Genomic DNA, 16,028 nt, shown 5'->3' on the forward strand with positions numbered 1-16,028 from the left:
TCTCTTGGTTATTTCTTGGGAATCCGCGACCCGGGCAAAGCGGGCGGGGGGTGCGGAGCCGCAATGGTTAATGGGAATTGGCCGGCCGGCGCCCCCGGGGTGAAGGGGCGCCGACCGGCCGGATCCGCCGCCGGATCAGGTGATGGTGACCACCTGCGGGGCGGCGACGCGCAGGTAGTCCGCGGCCGGTATGGCCACCGACCGGTCCAGCCTGGCCGCGTTGAAGTACAGCTCGGGCTCCTCGAAGAGGGCCGGGTCGGCGAACACCGCGAGTTCGGTGTGGAACGAGAAGGGGGTGATCGTTCCGCTCACCGTGCCGCCGAGTTGCTCGGCGGTGTCCTGGTCGGCGAACTGGGCCCGGCCGCCGCCGCAGGCGCGGGCCACCTGCTTGAGCTTCACCCGGCGGTCACCGGGCACGACGGCGAGCACGTGCCGGTGCGACGGTGTCGCGCCGGCCCTGGTCACGGTGACGACCATGCATTTCGCGGCGGCGGAGAGCTTGTGGCCCCGCAGCTCGCTGGCGTGGACGGTGCGGCCCTCCGGCGGATGGTCCATCAGCCGGTAGGGCACCTGGTCGCGGTCGAACAGGTCGAGCAGTCGCCGATATGTGGGTTCAGTGATCACTGGTCCTCCAGATGTGTCGGATCGCGTTCACCGAATGGCTGCACGGTCCAGCGAAGGATCCACGACGATCTTCGCGTGGCGGTCCGGCTCACCGAGTTCGGCGATGGCTCCGGTCAGCCCGTTCAGGCCGGTGGTGCCGGTGATGACGGCACCGGCGTCGATCCGGCCCTCCGCGATTTCGCGCAGGGTCTGCCGGTACTCGGCCGGACTGCTGCCGAAGGAGCCCCTGAGGTCCAGCTCCTTGTTGGCGAGCAGCCCGGGGTCGATGGGGTCGGGGCGCAGGCAGACGCCGACCAGGACGATCTTGGCGGCGGCCGGGGCGCCCTCCACGACCCGGGCGAGCATGCCGGGGGCGCCGACACACTCGAAGACGGCGGCCTCGGTGGGGCGCAGGCCCCGGTACTCGGCGGCCATCCGGTCCATCATGCCGGGGATCACCCCGAGCGAGGTCCACCGGTCGTACGGGGACTCCACCGCGGGGTCGATCAGCAGGTCGGCGCCGAGCTGCGCGGCCAGCGCCCGGCGCCGGGGGGAGAAGTCGACCGCGACCACCGGGCCGTGGCCGCGGGCCTTGAGCACCGCGACCACGGCCAGGCCGACCGGGCCCAGGCCGATCACCATGGTGACCGCGCCCGGGGCGAGTTCGGCCCGGCGCACGGCGCGCGCCGCCACCGAGAACGGCTCGGTGAGCGCGGCCGTGTGCGGGTCCAGCCCGTTCGGCACCGGCAGGGTGAAGGCCTCGGAGAGGATCATGTACTCGCCGAAGCCGCCCGGGTAGGCCGGCGTGTAGCCGACGATCCCGGTGCCCTGCGGCCCGGCGCCGATCGGCGGGCCGCAGACCACGGTGCCGACCGGCAGCGCCCCGACCGTGCCGGGGCCGTAGTCGACGATCTCCGCGGCGAACTCGTGCCCGAGCACGAGCCCGTCGCGGATGTCGTGCGCCGTCCCGCCGGAACGCCGGACGACGTCGTTGAACGCCTCGGGATCGTCGAGCGCGTGCAGGTCGGAACCGCAGATCCCGCAGGCCAGGGTGCGCACCAGCACCTGCCCGGCCCGGGGCACCGGGTCGGGGACCTCCTCGACGACGAGCTTCCCCGCACGGGTGACGGCTGCGCGCATGTGACCGGCCTCCTGTTTCCGTCGCGTCCGGATCAGACCGGGGTCGCCGAGGTGGCCAGGCGCTCCTGGAGCAGGCCGACCAGCGCCTCGACCGTCGGGTAGTCCCAGGCGAGGGTCGGCTCGACCTCGATCCCGTACTCGTCCTCGACGTCGCCGCACAGGGCCAGCGCGTAGACGGACTCCAGGCCGTACTCGACCAGCTTGACGTCCGGGGCGATCTGCTCGGCCGGGATCTCCAGGTAGAAGGCGACCCGTTCGGTCAGCCAGGTGGTCAGTTCGGCGGCGGGCGCGGTGGTGCTCATGGTGGACATCTCCATCGGAAGGGGTGATCAGGGGTGGTGCTCGGGGATGGTGGGTCAGTCGAGCGCGGAGGCGAATTCGACGAGTGCGGCCGTGACCTCGTCCGGCCGCTCCTGCTGGGTCCAGTGCCCGCAGCCGGGGAGGATCCGGGCCTCCCGCAGCCCGGGCGCCCACAGCCGCAGGTCGTCGGCGAGCCGGGCGTGGTCGAGATCCCGGACGACGAAGTCGTGGTCCCCGGCCAGGTAGAGCGCGGGCGGCTCGATCCGGGCCCGGTTGAGCGGGGCGGTGAGGTCCCAGTTGCGGTGCAGGTTGCGGTACCAGTTGAGGCCGCCGGTGAAGCCGGTGCGGGCGAACTCGCCGGCGTACACGGCGAGGTCCGCCCCGGTCAGCCAGTCGGGCCGCCGGGCGTCCGCCGGGAACAGGTCCAGGAAGCCGCCGCCCGCGGGGACGGCGGGGTCGAACGCCGGCGCCTCCCCGGAGGTGCCGGCCAGCAGCCGGACCAGTCCGGCCGGCACGTCCCGGCCCAACTCGGCCTCGGCGCGGCCGGGTTCCTGGAAGTACAGCATGTAGAAGCGCTCACCCATGGCGCGCCGCATCGCCGGCAGCGGCGGCAGTCCGGGCCGGGGCCGGTAGGGGATGCTCATCCCGGCCACGCCGCGGACCAGGTCCGGGCGCATCAGCGCGGTGTGCCAGGCCAGTTGCGAACCCCAGTCGTGCCCGGCCAGCACGGCCCGGCGCTCGCCGAGCGCCCCGATCAGCGCGACGACGTCGCCGACCAGGTGGTGGATCGTGTACTGGTCGGCCCCGGCGGGGGAGTCCGTCCGGCCGTAGCCGCGCAGATCGGGGGCGACGGCCCGGAACCCGGCCGCGGCCAGCCCGGTCAGCTGGTGGCGCCAGGAGTACCAGAGCTCGGGGAAGCCGTGCAGCAGCAGGACCAGCGGCCCCTCGCCGGCCTCCGCGACGTGCATGGCGCGCCCGGCCACCCGCAGCGTCCGGTGGGTGACCCCGGGCAGTTCGGGGAACTCGGGGAACTCGGGGAACTCGGGCAGTGCGGGTAGTTCGAGGGGTGCCGGGAGTGCGGGCGGCGCCGGGAGTTCCGAGGGCTCAGCCACGGCGGGCCCTCCGTCGCGGGGCGGGCTCGGCGCCGAAGCCCATCAGCCCGGCCAGTTCGGCGCCGTCGACCAGGCGCAGCCGGGCCACCGGGGCGTCGGGGTCGGCCAGCGCGGCGTCGACCGCCCGCAGGAAGTGGCCGGCGAAGCGCTCGACGGTGGCGGGGTCGAACAGGTCCACGTCGTAGCGGAAGTCCACCGCGAGCGAGGAGGCGCTCTGCCGCACGCTCACCGCGAGGTCCAGCTGCCCCTCGGCCTGCGGGAGTTCGAACGGCGCGACGGTGAGCCCGGCGAACTCGGCCGGCCGGCCGCCGTCGGCGTCCAGCAGCAGCCGCAGCAGGGGCTCGGGGGTGGCGGTGCCGACCAGGTTGAAGGTGATCCGGCAGAGCGAGGAGCCGGCGCCGGTGCGCGGCCGGTTGACCGTCCGGGTCAGCAGCTCGAAGGGGTAGCCGGCGCCGCCGAGTCCGGCCTTCACCTGCCGGTCGGCTGCCGCGGCGGCCTCGCGGAAGGTCGTGCCGGGGTCGAAGTCGCCCCGGAAGACCAGGGTGTTGACGAAGTTGCCGACCACCTCGCGGACCACCGGGCTCATCCGGGTCGTGGTCGGGCAGCCGATCAGGAAGCCGTTCTGGCGGGAGTAGCGGTGCAGCAGGCTCTGGAACGTCCCGAGCAGCACCGAGAACAGCGAGACGCCACTGCTGCGGGCGAGTTCGCGCAGCGCCTCGACCCGGCCGTCCGCCAGGTCGAGGTGGTGGGTGGCGCCGGTCCGGCTCGGACTCGCGGGCCGGGGGCGGTCGGTGGGCAGCTCGGCGGGGGCGGCGTCGGCGCAGACCTGGTGCCAGTACTGCTCCATCCGCGCCCCGCGCGGCGAGTCCAGCACCGTGCGCTCCTTGGCCACATGGTCGGCGTAGGTGCCCTTCGGCGGCGGGGGTCCGGCCACCGCGAGAGCGTCCTGCGGCCCGTCGGCGCCGGTCAGCCGGCGGTAGCCGTGCAGCAGGTCGCGCACGATCAGCCAGTTGGAGGTGGCGTCGGTGCCGATGTGGTGCCCGGCCGTCAGCAGGACGGCGTCCGCCTCGCCCCGGCGCAGCAGGACGAAGCGGAAGGCGCCGTCCCGCTCCAGCCGGAACGGCTCGCGCAGCGCCGCCCGGGCCGCCGCGGCGAGCCCCTCGGGATCGGTGCCGGGCAGTTCGCGGACCTCCAGGCCCAGCGGGTGGCGCTCCCGGACCAGCCGCACGGCCTGCCCGTCGATCTCGTGGAACACCGAGCGGAGCATGTCGTGCCGCTCGGCGAGCGCCTCGACGGCGGCGCGCAGGGCCGGCAGGTCGACGGCGGAGCGCACGGTCAGCGCGCAGCCGGTGTTGTACACCGCCGCGTCCGGGGCGAGCCGGTAGAGGAACCACAACGCCTGCTGCGCGTGGGAGAGTTGCTGTGGATCGGTCATCGTCGTCTTCTGTTCCGGGGGTCTGTGGTTCCGGGAGTCTGGGGTTTCCGGGAGTCCGGGTTTCCGGGTTCCGGGTTCCGGGGTCAGCGGCCGAGGAAGGCGGGCCGGGTGCCGTCGAGCTGGGCCCGCATGCCGGTCCGCTGGTCCTGGGTGGCGAACAGGGCGGTGAACTGCCGTCGTTCGAGGTCGAGTCCGGCGGCCAGCGGCAGGTCGAGGCCGTCGTCCACGGCCCGTTTGGCGGCGGCCAGGGCCGCCGTCGGACCGGCCGCGAACCGCCGGGCGGTGCGCAGTGCGGCCTCGTACACCTCGGGGTCGGGGACGGTCTCGTCGACCAGGCCGATCCGCAGGGCCTCGGCGGCGGTCAGCCGCCGGCCGGTGAGGATCAGCCGCTTGGCCGGTCCGGCGCCGATCAGCCGGGGCAGCCGCTGGGTGCCGCCGGTGCCGGGGATGACGCCCAGCTCGATCTCCGGCAGCCCGAGCACGGCGCTCTCGCCGGCCACCCGCAGGTCGGCGCAGAGCGCCAGCTCCAGTCCGCCGCCGAGCGCGTACCCGGTGATCGCGGCGATCACCGGCTTGCCGATCCGGGCCAGCGCGTCCAGGGCGGTGTGCAACCGGCCGGTGTAGGCGTCCACCTCGGCCGGACTCCGCTCGGCGAGGTCCTTGACGTCGGCGCCGGAGCCGAAGACCCGCCGCCCGCCGTACAGGACCACCGCGCGGACGGCCGGGTCGGCGTCCAACTGCTGCGCGGCGGCGGTAAGTTCGGCCGGCACCCGGGGGTCGGTGCCGCTGATCCGGGGCCGCAGCAGCCGGACGGTCGCCACCGCCCCGTCCGTCGCGGCGTCCGGTTCGATCCGCAGAAATGTGCCCACTGTCTCTCCTCCTCCTCGGGATCGGGGGCGGGCCCGGGCCTCAGGCGAGCTGCCGGCCGACCAGGTCGAAGCCGCGGCCGTCCTGGTGGCGTTCGATCAGCTCGGCGAACACCTCGGCGTGCGCGGCGTCGGCGCCGGGCACCGGCGGGCAGCCGAGCCGGGCGGTCAGCCGGGCGAGCGCGGCGGCGAGCCAGCCGGTGCCGCGCAGGAACGCGCCCGGGTGGTCCGGGTTGTGCAGCCAGACGCCCAGGCAGCTCGCGGCCGCCAGCAGCACCCCGTACCGCTCGGCCAGCCGGAAGCTCACCGGTCCGGCCAGGGGCGTGCGGTCGCGCGGCGCCAGGTCCAGGCAGGACCGCCGGAGGGCGCGCAGCTCGTCCAGCAGCTGGGCGCAGAGCGGGCCGAGCACGGGTTCGGCGGCCAGCCGGGCGGCGGCGTCGACCAGGGTGCCGAGCAGCGGGTCCTCCCGGCCGGCGGTCACCCCGAGCCGGCCGAGGTCCAGCTCGGGCAGGTCCCCGGCCAGGTGGAACAGGGCGGCCGGGGCGGGGTCGCCGGTCAGCCAGCTCTGCCGGGCCAGCCGGGGCAGCTGCGGGATGACGGTGGCCTGGCAGACCGTGCCGCCGGCGTGCACCAGCGAGGCCACCGGCAGGTCCCGGGCGTGCTTCTGGAAGATCCCGTACGGGCCCTCGCGCAGGAACGACCGGGCGCCGAGCAGCACCGCGAGCCGGTCGACGGACTCCCGGTACAGCGTCGGCACCAGGTGCTTGACCGAGGCCGCGTACACGCTGGTGCGCTCGGGCAGCACGTGCAGGGCCCGGCAGACGGTGGTGGTGAAGCAGTCGGCGACCAGCAGGTCGAGGAAGGCGCCGGTGAGGACCGAGCGGGCGTGCGGGAGGTCGGCCACCGTGCGGTGGTAGAGCCGGCGGCCGAGCGCGAAGTCGGTGACGGTGCGCAGCTGCTGGTCCACCGCGCCGAGGGCGGCGGCGGGCAGGACGGCCCGGGTGATCTGGAAGGCGCGCAGGATGGTCTCCATCGCCTCGCCGGTGCCGCCGGCGATCGCGGTGACCGGCAGCGGGCAGTCCCGGAACTCCAGGCCGCCCAGGTACATCGAGCGCACGCCGGAGGTGCGGTAGCGGGGGAGGAAGCGCAGCCGGTCGCGCGGCGCGGCGGCCATGTCGACCAGCACCATCGAGTGGCTGCGGCTGCCCGGCTCCTCGCTGGTGCGGGCGAGCACGGTGACCGCCTCGGCGCGGGCCAGGTTGTTGATGATCTCCTTGCGGCCGTTCAGCACGAGTTCGTCGCGGCGCACCTCGGCCCGGAAGGCGGTGCGGGTCACGTCGTTGCCGGTGCTGAGGTCGGTGTAGGCGGCGGCGATCCGGCCGTTGCCGAGCAGGACCCCGGCCAGCCAGTCCTGCTGCTGGGCGCTGCCCTCGGACCAGACGTTGACCGAGCCGACCAGGTTGCTGGCGCCGTGGCCGAGGGCGAGCGCGCCGTCCCGGCGGAACAGCGGGCGCAGCACCCGGGCCAGCCGGTCCACCCGGTCGAGCCGCCCGCCGAGCCGGCGCGGCACGAACTCGGCGCCCAGCCCGTAGGCGTCCAGGGCGCGTTCGCCGGCCTGCAGCAGGTCGCCGCGCTCGTCGGCGGCGAGGAAGGCGCCGAAGCCGAGCGGGTTGTCCCGGTAGTCCGGGTCGCCGAGCAGGGCCTCCAGCGGGGCCGGGGTGTCCAGGGCGGCGTAGAGCGCGGGGGTGGTCGTGGCGGTGCTCATGCGGCGCCCTTCACCAGGGGGTAGTGGAGCAGGGACGGGAGGGTGCCGGCGCGCAGCTGCTCGGTCAGGAACGGCACCAGGCGGTCCAGGACGTCGTCCTGCGGGTCGGGGCGGCCCGGGGCGAGCCGGTCCAGTACCCGGGCCAGCGCGGCCTCCAGCCACAGGCCGTCGGCCCACAGTCCGTCGGCCCGCAGTCCGTCGGCCCGCGGCCCGGCCTCCGGACCCGGCTCCCGGGCCGCGGCGCGGTTGCGCAGCCACAGGTGGATCGCGGCCGAGGCGGCGTAGCCGGCGGCGTACCGCTCGGCCAGGGCGAAGGCCGCGGCGGGCACCTCGACCGGGGTCGGGCGGTGGGCGGCGAGTTCGACGGCGAGGCCGTCGACGGCGGCCCGGACGGCCTGCGCCCGGCGGACCAGCGAGGCGGGGACGGTGCCGTCGGCCGTGAGCGCGGTGAGCTCCTCGACGCCGTCGGCCAGCGCCTGGAGCAGGCTGGAGCCGGTCCGGGGCAGCAGGGACAGCCGGTCCCGGTCGAAGCCGGGCAGCGGGGCGGCGAGGTCGGTGGCACCGGCCAGGCCCGCCGCGTCCACCGTGCGGCGCTTCAACTGGCGTGCCAGCAGAGGGAACTGGTTGATCAGCGCATGCAGGTTGACCAGTGTGTTGCCGTCGAAGATGCCGACGATCCGGTGGTCGCGCTGGACCTTCTGGAAGCGGCCGTGCCGGTGGGTGCCGTCGGCGAGCAGCGAGCGGGCGCCGAGCACCGTGCCGAGCCGGGTGATCACCTCGTCCACCAGGGTGGGGACGAAGTACTTGGTGACGGCGGAGACCACCGCGAGTTCGCCGGTGAGCGCGTGGATGCTGCGGCCGGAGACCAGGGTGACGGCCTCGGCGAGCAGCATGTCGGCGTAGGACTCCCCGAGCATCCGCCGGGTCTGCGGCAGTTCGACCAGCCGGCGGCCGTAGGACTCGCGCTCCAGGGCGAAGCCGGCGGCCAGGTCGAGCGCGTTGTCGGCGGCGCCCAGCGACAGCGAGGCGCACAGGATCCGGGTCAGCTGCAGGCTCTTGAGCACGGTCTCGGTGCCCGAGCCCTCCGCGCCGACCAGCGCGGCGGCCGGCACCTCGGCGTCGGTGAAGGCCGCCCCGCTGATGTCGGCGCCCCGGATGCCGTGCAGTCGCACCGCGGGCAGCGGCCGGTGCGCGGGCGGGCTCAGCCGCTGCTTGTCGATCATCAGCAGGCTGAAGTCGCGCGCCCCGCCCTCGTCGGCGGTGCGGGCCAGCAGGCAGATCAGCCGGCCCCGGTTGGCGTTGTTGATCAGCCACTTCTCGCCGTTGACCAGGTAGCCGTCGGCGGTGCGCGCGGCCCGGACCTCGCCCGCGAGCAGGTCGCTGCCGTGCTCGCGCTCGGTCAGCCCCCAGGAGACGACCGCGCCGTCCAGCACCGCCCCGGCCAGCTCCACGGCCTGCTCGCGGCTGCCGCCGACCCAGACCGAGACCGCGCCGAGGAAGGTCTTGCCGTGCGCGATCGCCACCGTCAGGTCGCGGCGGGCGACCGCGCGCATCAGCTGCAGCACCTGCTCGTAGCTGTCCAGGGTGCCGCCGTACGCGGCGGGCACGTAGTGCGCGGGAAGGCCGAGCAGGTCCAGTTCGCGGCAGATCTCGAGCGGGAACTCCTCGCGCTCGTCCAGCGCCGCGCAGCGGGCGTAGGAGAACAGCCGGCCGGCGTCCTCCGGGTCGCCCAGGCGGCGGTCCATCGCGGCGGCGGTCAGGTAGGCGGCGTGGGTCATTCCGCGCTCACCCCGGCCGCGGCGGCCGCGGGGGCGGCGGTGCGGTAGCGGGCGACGGTGGCCGGGTCGAGGTCCTCGAACAGCGGCTCCAGCTCCCCGGCGACGAACAGCTCGCGCATCAGCGTGCGCCGCACCTTCCCGCTGGTGGTCTTGCGGACCTGGCCGGGGCGCAGCAGCACCAGGTTGGGCACCCGCACCCCGAGCCGCGCCGACAGCTCGCCGCGCACCTGCCGGGCCAGCTCGGCCAGCTCCTCCGGTCCTGCCCTGGGCCGCCGGACCTCCTGGAGGACGACGATCTCCTCCCGGGGCGCCGGCACCGAGCAGACGCTGCCGCTCAGACCCTGGAAGCCCTCGTGCAGGCCGAGCACCTCGCGCTCGATGTCGTGCGGGTACAGGTTGCGGCCGTTGACGATCAGCACCTCCTTGATCCGCCCGGTGACGTAGAGGTGCCCGTCGTGCAGGGCGCCGGTGTCGCCGGTGCGCAGGAAGCCGGGCTCGCCCTCGGCGGTGACGGCGCGGAAGGTCTCCTCGGTGGCCTCCTCGTTGCGCCAGTAGCCGGCCGCGACGCTGCCGCCGCGCACCCAGATCTCGCCGACGCCGCCCTCGGGCAGGGTGGCCCGGGTGCGCGGGTCGACGATCCGCACGTCCAGGTCGTGCACCCGGCCGCTGCTCACCAGCGCCGGGCCCGCGCCGGGGCGCAGTTCCCCGGCCGCCAGGGCGTCGGCGTCGACGGCGGTCAGCACCGGCGGCTCGCCGGGCAGGGTGCCGGAGACGATCAGGGTGGTCTCGGCCATGCCGTAGCAGGGGCTGAAATGGTCCTGGCGGAAGCCGGCCGGGGCGAAGCGCTCGGCGAAGCGGCGCAGGGTGTCGGCGTGCACGGGCTCGGCGCCGCTGCCGGCGCTGACCAGGGTGGAGAAGTCGAGTCCGGCCAACTGGGCGTCGCTGACCCGGCGGACGCAGAGGTCGTAGGCGAAGTTCGGGGCGACGACGGTGCGGATCCGCTTGGCGCCGATCAGCTCCAGCCACAGGTGCGGCCGGCGCAGGAAGTCCATCGGGGCGAGCTGGTACGACACCGCGCCGTGGTACAGCGGGGTGAGCAGCATGCCGATCAGGCCCATGTCGTGGTGCTGGGGCAGCCAGGTGCAGGAGCGGCTGTCCGGGTCGACGCCGAAGGCCCGGGTCATCAGCCCGAGGTTGTGGTCGAGCGCGCCGCGGGTGACCATCACGCCCTTGGGCGCGCTGGTCGAGCCGGAGGTGTACTGGATGATCACCAGGGCGTCGGCGGGGACCTCCTCGGCCCGCCAGTGCGGGGCGTCCGGCAGGTCGAGCCGGTCGGTCGCCACGCACGGGACGTCCTCGGCGCCCGCGCGGGTCAGGAACCCGGCGGCGGTCTCCCGGTTGGCCTCGTCGGTCAGCACCAGCCGGACGTCCGCGTCCCGGACGATGCCGTCCGAGCGCGAGCTGTGGCCGCGCTGGGTGCTGGGCTGCGGGGCGGGGACGGCGACCACGCCCGCGTACAGGCAGCCGGCCAGCACGGTGACGAACTCCGGGCCGGTGCCGTACAGCAGCAGCACCCGGTCCCCGACGGCGCAGCGCTCGCGCAGCCAGCGGGCCACGGCCCGGGCCCGGCGGTCCAGTTCGCCGTAGGTCAGCGGCTCCTCGACGAGCCCGCCGGCGGCGGTCCGGACGAAGACCACCGCTTCCCGGTCGGGGATCTCGCGGCCGTGCCGGACCAGCCGGCTCACCAGGTCATCGGGCATCGGGGTGGGCGTCCTCTCGAACGGGTGCGGGTGCGGGTGCGGGTGCGGAGCAGGGGCAGGGGCAGGGGCAGGGGCAGGAGCAGGAGCAGGTCAGGCGGTACGGCGGCGGGCCGCGCCCAGGACGCGGTGGAGCCGCAGGTCCGACTGGAGGTGGCCGTTCACATGGGCGAGCAGCTGCTGCTCCTGGGCCTGGAGGTAGAAGTGGTCGCCGGGCAGGATCCGCATCTCGAAGGCGCCGCCGGTGTAGTCCGACCACGCGGCCAGCACCTCGGAGGGGCAGCCCTCGTCCTCGGCGCCCGCGTACGCCACCATCGGCGCGCGGTGCCGGGGCGCGTCGGGCACCGCCCGGTAGTCGGCGGAGAGCCGGTAGTCGGCCCGGATGCTCGGCAGCACCAGCTCCAGCAGCATCGGGTCCTCGATCGCGGTGAGCGAGGAGTGGCCGAGCTGCCGCAGCTCGTCGAGGAAGTCGGCGTCGCTCTCGGCCTGGGTCTCGCGGACCCGCAGGTGCGGCGGCTCCGAGCCGGAGACGAAGATCCGCAGCGGCTGGATCCCGTACTCGGAGTCCAGCCGCAGTGCCACCTCATGGGCGACGACCGAGCCCATGCTGTGCCCGAACAGCGCCAGCGGCACGTCCGCCAACGGCTGCAGGGCACCGGCGATCCCGTCGGCCATCGCGTGCACGGAGGCCGCGAAGGGCTCGCCGATCCGGTCCTGCCGCCCCGGGTAGCAGGCCGCCAGCACCTCGATGTCGGCGGGCAGCGAGCGGGCCCAGTCCCGGTAGGCGGTCGGGGCACCACCGGCGTGCGGGAAGCACACCAGGCGGCAGCTCGGTGCGGCGGTCGCGCGGTAGGAGCGGAACCACCGGGCTGCGGAGTCGGTCATGGGCGTCCTTCGGGACCGAGGGAGCGGGCGTCCTGACCACGGTTCCGCCCGCGCCTATATCCCCGCCATATCGGTCCGGCCCCGGTGTGGTGTCGCGGGGTTGTGACGTGTACGGGGTGGTGCCCGTCGCCGCCCGGTGACGAGACTGCCGTCGGAGGGGGAGGTCGCATGGGGGAACCGGCGGAGTGGACCGGCCGGGACGGGCGGACGGTGGAGGTCGACTACCCGAGCCCGGCCCGGACGGTGGTGCTGACCGTGACGGTGGACGGGCTGTCCGCGATCACCGTGCGCGCGGGCGGGGCGGACGGCACCGAGCTGTACCGGGGCAAGGGCGCCTGGAGCGTGCTGGTCCCCCCGGCACGGCAGGAGGAGCTGCGCCGGATCACCGTGCACGGCGTACACCGGTGGCAGTTGCGGCTCCACGATCCGGCGGAGGTCGGGTCGGTCGGGTCGGTCACCGGCGACGGCCCGCGGGTGCTCGTCCACCCGGGCGGCACTGCGGTCGTGGACGTCACGCACTACTCCTCGGCGGAGGACATCCAGCTGTTCCGGCTGGTCCGGCACACGGCGGCCGGTGGTCGGGAGGTGCTGGCGACCGGCGAGCGGTTCGGGCGCCTGTACCGGTCGAACGACTGGACCCTGCTGCTGGAGGGCCCGCAGGTGCTGGTGGTCGAGCAGGGGGAGAGCTGGTCCCTCACCGGCCGTCCGGCGGACCTGCCGCCGTCGACGGAGACGGTGCGGTACGGCATCGGGGACCGCCGCGAGGTGTTCGAGTGGCCCGACGGGACGCGCCCCGCCCTGCTGGAGGTCGGGACCGCGGAGGAGCCGGAGTGGGGGAGCGTCCGGCTGGAGCTGACGGACCACGGCGGCCGGGGGCTGGACCACGGCTACGTCTACGTCTCTACGCGCGACGGCGTCCAGCGGCTGCTGCTGCAGACCGAGCCGGCCCGGCGGGCGCTCGGACCGCTCCGGGTCGACGTGTCCGGCGCCCGGGGAAGTTGGCGGCTGGAGCTGCTGCCGATCGAGGAGGCCCGGGAGCTGGCCGACCGGGCGGACGGCGTCGGGAACGACGTGCTGGCCTACACCGGGCCGCCGGCGGTGCTGCGGGTCTGGACCCTGGCGGAGCGTTCGTTGTACGTGACGATCGAGTCAGGGGGCCGGCGGATCCGCGCGAGCCGCAGCCGACCCGGGGAGTGGTGCGGCGCGGTGCCGATCGGCGGCCCGGCGGGGCCGCACGGTCCGGCGCCGATCGGGGTGGACGGTTCCGGCCGCTGGCGGCTGGAGGTGGTGCCGCTCGCGGTGGTTCCCGCCTTCGCCCGGAAGCTCACCGGCCTGGGGTGCGAGGTGGTCCGCTGGACCGGTGCCCCAGGCCGGCTGACGGTGGCGACCGGGCGCCGGAACCGCGGGGGAGTGACGGCAACCGTCCTGGACGAACGGCTGAAGCCGCTCGGCAGCACCGGCGCCCGCCCCGGCCTGTTCCGCAGCCTGGGCGGGGAGCCGGTGGCGCTACGACCGGGCGACCTGGTGGCGGTCTCCTGCGACTTCGGCGAGGCGAGCTGGCGCCTGACCGTCCGCTGAGGTCGCCGCGCCCCGTGCCGTCGGGCCCGCCGCCTCCGGCCGGCGCCGCAGCAGCACCGCGACCAGCGCGGCGCCCGCCAGGGCGGTGAGGCCGGCGGCCAGCAGGGTGCGGTCGAGGCCGGTGGCGAAGGCGGTCCGGAGCAGTTCCCCGGGCAGCCCGGCCGGGGGCCGGCCGGAGGCCAGCGCGCCGGCGGTGGCCTCCGGGTCGGGCCCGGCCGCCGGGTGCCCGGCCAGGGCGTCGCGCAGGCCCCCGTGCAGGACGAGCCCGAGGACGGCGATGCCGAGCGCCTGGCCGAGCTGCCGGAAGGTGTTGAGGGCGCCGCCGGCCATGCCGCCGCGCTCGGGCGGGACGGCCGCCATCGCGGCGGACGCCAGGACCGGGCTGACCGCACCGATCCCGAGGCCGGTCAGGGCGAGGCCGGGCAGCAGGGCGGCCCAGCCCGAGGAACCGTCCAGGGCGCCCTGCAGCAGCGTGCCCAGCCCGATCACGGCCAGGCCGCCGGCCAGCGGCACCGCGACCGGCAGCGCGGCGAGCCGGCGGCCCGCCAGTGCCGGGACGGCGAAGGCGACGACGCTCATCGGCAGCAGGGTGAGCCCGGCGGCCATCGGGCCGAGGCCGAGCACCGACTGCAGCCACAGCGAGATGTAGGGCAGACCGGAGAAGGCGGTGGCCGAGTAGACGGCGCCGCACAGCAGGACTCCGGTGAAGGCCGGCCGGCGCAGCAGTGCGGGCGCCAGCAGCGGGTGCGGGCTGCGCCGTTCGACCAGCACGAACACGGTGAGCGCCACCACCGCGGCGGTGCTCGATGCCAGCACGGCGGGCGAGGTCCAGCCGTCCGTCCCGCCGCGGATCAGCCCCAGCACGGCCGCCCCGGCCGCGACGGTGAAGGCCGCGGCGCCGGGCAGGTCGAGCCGCCGGGCGCCGGGGTCGCGGGACTCCGGCAGCGTCCGCCGGGCCAGCACGACGGCGGCGAGCGCGAGCGGCAGGTTCACCAGGAAGATCGACCGCCAGCCCAGGTACTCGGTGAGCAGGCCGCCGGCCACCGGCCCGACGGCCGCCGCCGCGCCGCTGACGGAGCCCCAGACGCCGAAGGCCACCGCCCGGTCGCGGCCCCGGTAGGAGAGGTTGAGCAGCGCCATCGCGGTGGCGAACATCGCCGCGCCGCCGCCCGCCTGGACGATCCGCGCTCCCACCAGGGTGGCGCCGTCCGGGGCGAGGCCGCAGGCCAGCGAGGCGAGTGCGAACACCACCAGGCCCACCGTGTACACCCGCCGGCGGCCCACCCGGTCGGCGAGGGCGCCGAGACCGAGCAGCAGCGCGGCCAGCGCCAGCGCGTAGCCGTCGAGCACCCACTGCAGGCCGTCGAAGTCGATGTCCAGCCCGGCGCCGATGTCCGGCAGGGCCACGATCACGATGCTGACATCGGTCAGCAGCATGAACACCCCGAGACAGACCGCGACCAGCGGTCCCCATTTGCGCATCCCCGTTCCCCTCGCTCGTTCCCGTCCGCGCCCGGCCGCTTCGGCCGGACGCCCCGTCACTCTCGGTCCGACGGCCGCTGTCGCGCCGCCCACGGGGGTGGTTCCGGTGGATCTCGACACCGTCTACCATCCGGCTGGTGGAAACCGTGACGCTGGACGGACTGGACCGGGCGCTGCTGCACGCCCTGCAAGTGGACGGCCGGGCGCCGTTCCGGCGGATCGCCGATGTGCTCGGGGTGTCCGACCAGACGGTCGCCCGCCGCTACCAGCGGCTGCGCGCCGCCGGGGTGGTGCGGGTGGTGGGGCGGACCGACGCCCGGCTGCTCGGCCAGGTCGACTGGCTGACCCGGATCCGGTGCGTGCCGGACGCCGCCGCCCCGCTCGCCGAGGCGCTGGCGCGGCGGTCGGACACCTCCTGGGTGAGCCTGCTGTCCGGCGGCGAGATCGTCTGCAACGCCCGCGCGCGGCTGCGGCCGGAGCGCGAGGAACTGCTGCTCGGCGCCCTGCCCCGGAGCCCGCGGGTGCTGTCGCTCTCCGCGCACTACCTGCTGCGCACCTACGTCGGCGGCCAGGTGGCGTGGAGCGGGCGGACCTCGGCGCTGACCGAGGACCAGATCGGCCGGCTCCGCGCCGCGGCGGGAACCGGGCCGGACGCCCCGAATGCCGCGGGCGGGCCGGGCGGGCCGGGCAGCTCGGGCAGCTCGGGCAGCTCGGGCGGGCCGGGCGGTCTGGACGAGCTGGACCGGGCGCTGCTGGCGGCGCTCGCGGTGGACGGGCGGGCCTCGCTGGCCGCCCTGGCGGCCGGGTCGGCGAGCCCGGAGACGACGGTGCGCCGACGACTGGCCGCGCTGATCGACGGCGGGCTGCTCTTCCTCGACGTGGACGTGGACCCCCGCCCGCTCGGCTTCGAGGTGGAGGCGTTCTGCTGGCTGACGGTCGCGCCCGGGCGGCTGGCGGCGGTCGGCCGGGCGATGGCCCGGCACCCGGAGGTGGGCTTCGTGGCGGCGACCACCGGGCCGAGCAACCTGGTGGCGGGGCTGGTCTGCCGGGACACCGGGGCGTTCTACGACTACCTGACGCAGGGGCTGGGCGAACTGGAGGGAGTGGTCGCGGTGGAGACGGCTCCGCTGCTCCGAAGCGTCAAACGTGCCGGGATGATGATTCCGTCATCGAACAATCCGTAAAAGCCTTGTCCCTGCCCGGATCGTCGCGACTTCTGACCAATTATTTGTCTACAGATCATCAGACAAATCGAGAATTTCTCGATTCTCCTCGAAAATGCCTCGCCATGTCTTCGGAGCACCCTTAGTATCTGAACGAACACTTT

13 protein-coding genes are annotated in these 16,028 nt (G+C 75.2%); 2 read left to right on the forward strand and 11 right to left on the reverse strand.

Features of this window, described 5'->3' with window-relative positions:
• Positions 1-135: 135 nt before the first annotated feature.
• The 10 genes from SM793_RS12195 to SM793_RS12240 form a co-directional block, all read right to left on the reverse strand.
• Complete coding sequence (locus SM793_RS12195; protein WP_320438141.1) at positions 136-624, reverse strand: YbaK/EbsC family protein; 489 nt, start codon at positions 622-624, stop codon at positions 136-138.
• A 27-nt stretch (positions 625-651) separates the two neighbouring features.
• On the reverse strand, positions 652-1,743 hold the full coding sequence (locus tag SM793_RS12200; RefSeq protein ID WP_320438142.1) for a zinc-binding dehydrogenase: 1,092 nt from the start codon (positions 1,741-1,743) through the stop codon (positions 652-654).
• 32 nt (positions 1,744-1,775) lie between these two features.
• Positions 1,776-2,045, reverse strand: coding sequence for an acyl carrier protein (locus SM793_RS12205; RefSeq protein ID WP_320438143.1), 270 nt, complete (start codon positions 2,043-2,045; stop codon positions 1,776-1,778).
• 54 nt (positions 2,046-2,099) lie between these two features.
• Complete coding sequence (locus SM793_RS12210) at positions 2,100-3,155, reverse strand: alpha/beta fold hydrolase (protein ID WP_320438144.1); 1,056 nt, start codon at positions 3,153-3,155, stop codon at positions 2,100-2,102.
• On the reverse strand, positions 3,148-4,590 hold the full coding sequence (locus SM793_RS12215) for a condensation domain-containing protein (RefSeq protein ID WP_320438145.1): 1,443 nt from the start codon (positions 4,588-4,590) through the stop codon (positions 3,148-3,150). The genes SM793_RS12210 and SM793_RS12215 overlap by 8 nt, the downstream gene beginning before the upstream one ends.
• Positions 4,591-4,673: 83 nt before the next feature.
• A complete protein-coding gene (locus SM793_RS12220; protein ID WP_320438146.1) occupies positions 4,674-5,459 on the reverse strand; it encodes an enoyl-CoA hydratase/isomerase family protein in 786 nt (261 codons plus the stop codon).
• A gap of 40 nt (positions 5,460-5,499) precedes the next feature.
• On the reverse strand, positions 5,500-7,221 hold the full coding sequence (locus SM793_RS12225) for an acyl-CoA dehydrogenase (protein ID WP_320438147.1): 1,722 nt from the start codon (positions 7,219-7,221) through the stop codon (positions 5,500-5,502).
• The gene (locus tag SM793_RS12230) at positions 7,218-8,999 is read right to left on the reverse strand and encodes an acyl-CoA dehydrogenase family protein (RefSeq protein ID WP_320438148.1); all 1,782 of its coding nucleotides are present in this window, start codon (positions 8,997-8,999) and stop codon (positions 7,218-7,220) included. The genes SM793_RS12225 and SM793_RS12230 overlap by 4 nt, the downstream gene beginning before the upstream one ends.
• Complete coding sequence (locus SM793_RS12235; RefSeq protein ID WP_320438149.1) at positions 8,996-10,759, reverse strand: fatty acyl-AMP ligase; 1,764 nt, start codon at positions 10,757-10,759, stop codon at positions 8,996-8,998. Before SM793_RS12235 ends, SM793_RS12230 begins: the two co-directional genes overlap by 4 nt.
• A 90-nt stretch (positions 10,760-10,849) precedes the next feature.
• On the reverse strand, positions 10,850-11,641 hold the full coding sequence (locus SM793_RS12240) for a thioesterase II family protein (protein ID WP_320438150.1): 792 nt from the start codon (positions 11,639-11,641) through the stop codon (positions 10,850-10,852).
• 168 nt (positions 11,642-11,809) lie between these two features.
• Between SM793_RS12240 and SM793_RS12245 the strand changes: the two genes are divergently transcribed.
• Entirely contained in the window at positions 11,810-13,219 is a 1,410-nt protein-coding gene (locus tag SM793_RS12245) for a hypothetical protein (RefSeq protein WP_320438151.1), read from the forward strand.
• Here the strand turns inward: SM793_RS12245 and SM793_RS12250 are convergent.
• Complete coding sequence (locus SM793_RS12250) at positions 13,148-14,701, reverse strand: MFS transporter (protein WP_320438152.1); 1,554 nt, start codon at positions 14,699-14,701, stop codon at positions 13,148-13,150. The two genes, SM793_RS12245 and SM793_RS12250, sit on opposite strands and share 72 nt — an antisense overlap.
• Positions 14,702-14,838: 137 nt before the next feature.
• Between SM793_RS12250 and SM793_RS12255 the strand changes: the two genes are divergently transcribed.
• The gene (locus SM793_RS12255; RefSeq protein ID WP_320438153.1) at positions 14,839-15,885 is read left to right on the forward strand and encodes an Lrp/AsnC family transcriptional regulator; all 1,047 of its coding nucleotides are present in this window, start codon (positions 14,839-14,841) and stop codon (positions 15,883-15,885) included.
• Positions 15,886-16,028 lie beyond the last annotated feature (143 nt).

Source organism: Kitasatospora purpeofusca (assembly GCF_034043715.1).
GTDB classification, from domain to species: Bacteria; Actinomycetota; Actinomycetes; order Streptomycetales; family Streptomycetaceae; genus Kitasatospora; species Kitasatospora purpeofusca_A.

Bases quoted from the DNA above. Each gene is read 5' to 3' on its own strand.
- SM793_RS12200 (WP_320438142.1), bottom strand. From the start codon at position 1,743: ATGCGCGCAGCCGTCACCCGTGCGGGGAAGCTCGTCGTCGAGGAGGTC.
- SM793_RS12205 (WP_320438143.1), bottom strand. From the start codon at position 2,045: ATGAGCACCACCGCGCCCGCCGCCGAACTGACCACCTGGCTGACCGAA.
- SM793_RS12215 (WP_320438145.1), bottom strand. From the start codon at position 4,590: ATGACCGATCCACAGCAACTCTCCCACGCGCAGCAGGCGTTGTGGTTC.
- SM793_RS12225 (WP_320438147.1), bottom strand. From the start codon at position 7,221: ATGAGCACCGCCACGACCACCCCCGCGCTCTACGCCGCCCTGGACACC.
- SM793_RS12230 (WP_320438148.1), bottom strand. From the start codon at position 8,999: ATGACCCACGCCGCCTACCTGACCGCCGCCGCGATGGACCGCCGCCTG.
- SM793_RS12235 (WP_320438149.1), bottom strand. From the start codon at position 10,759: ATGCCCGATGACCTGGTGAGCCGGCTGGTCCGGCACGGCCGCGAGATC.
- SM793_RS12240 (WP_320438150.1), bottom strand. From the start codon at position 11,641: ATGACCGACTCCGCAGCCCGGTGGTTCCGCTCCTACCGCGCGACCGCC.
- SM793_RS12245 (WP_320438151.1), top strand. From the start codon at position 11,810: ATGGGGGAACCGGCGGAGTGGACCGGCCGGGACGGGCGGACGGTGGAG.
- SM793_RS12250 (WP_320438152.1), bottom strand. From the start codon at position 14,701: ATGCGCAAATGGGGACCGCTGGTCGCGGTCTGTCTCGGGGTGTTCATG.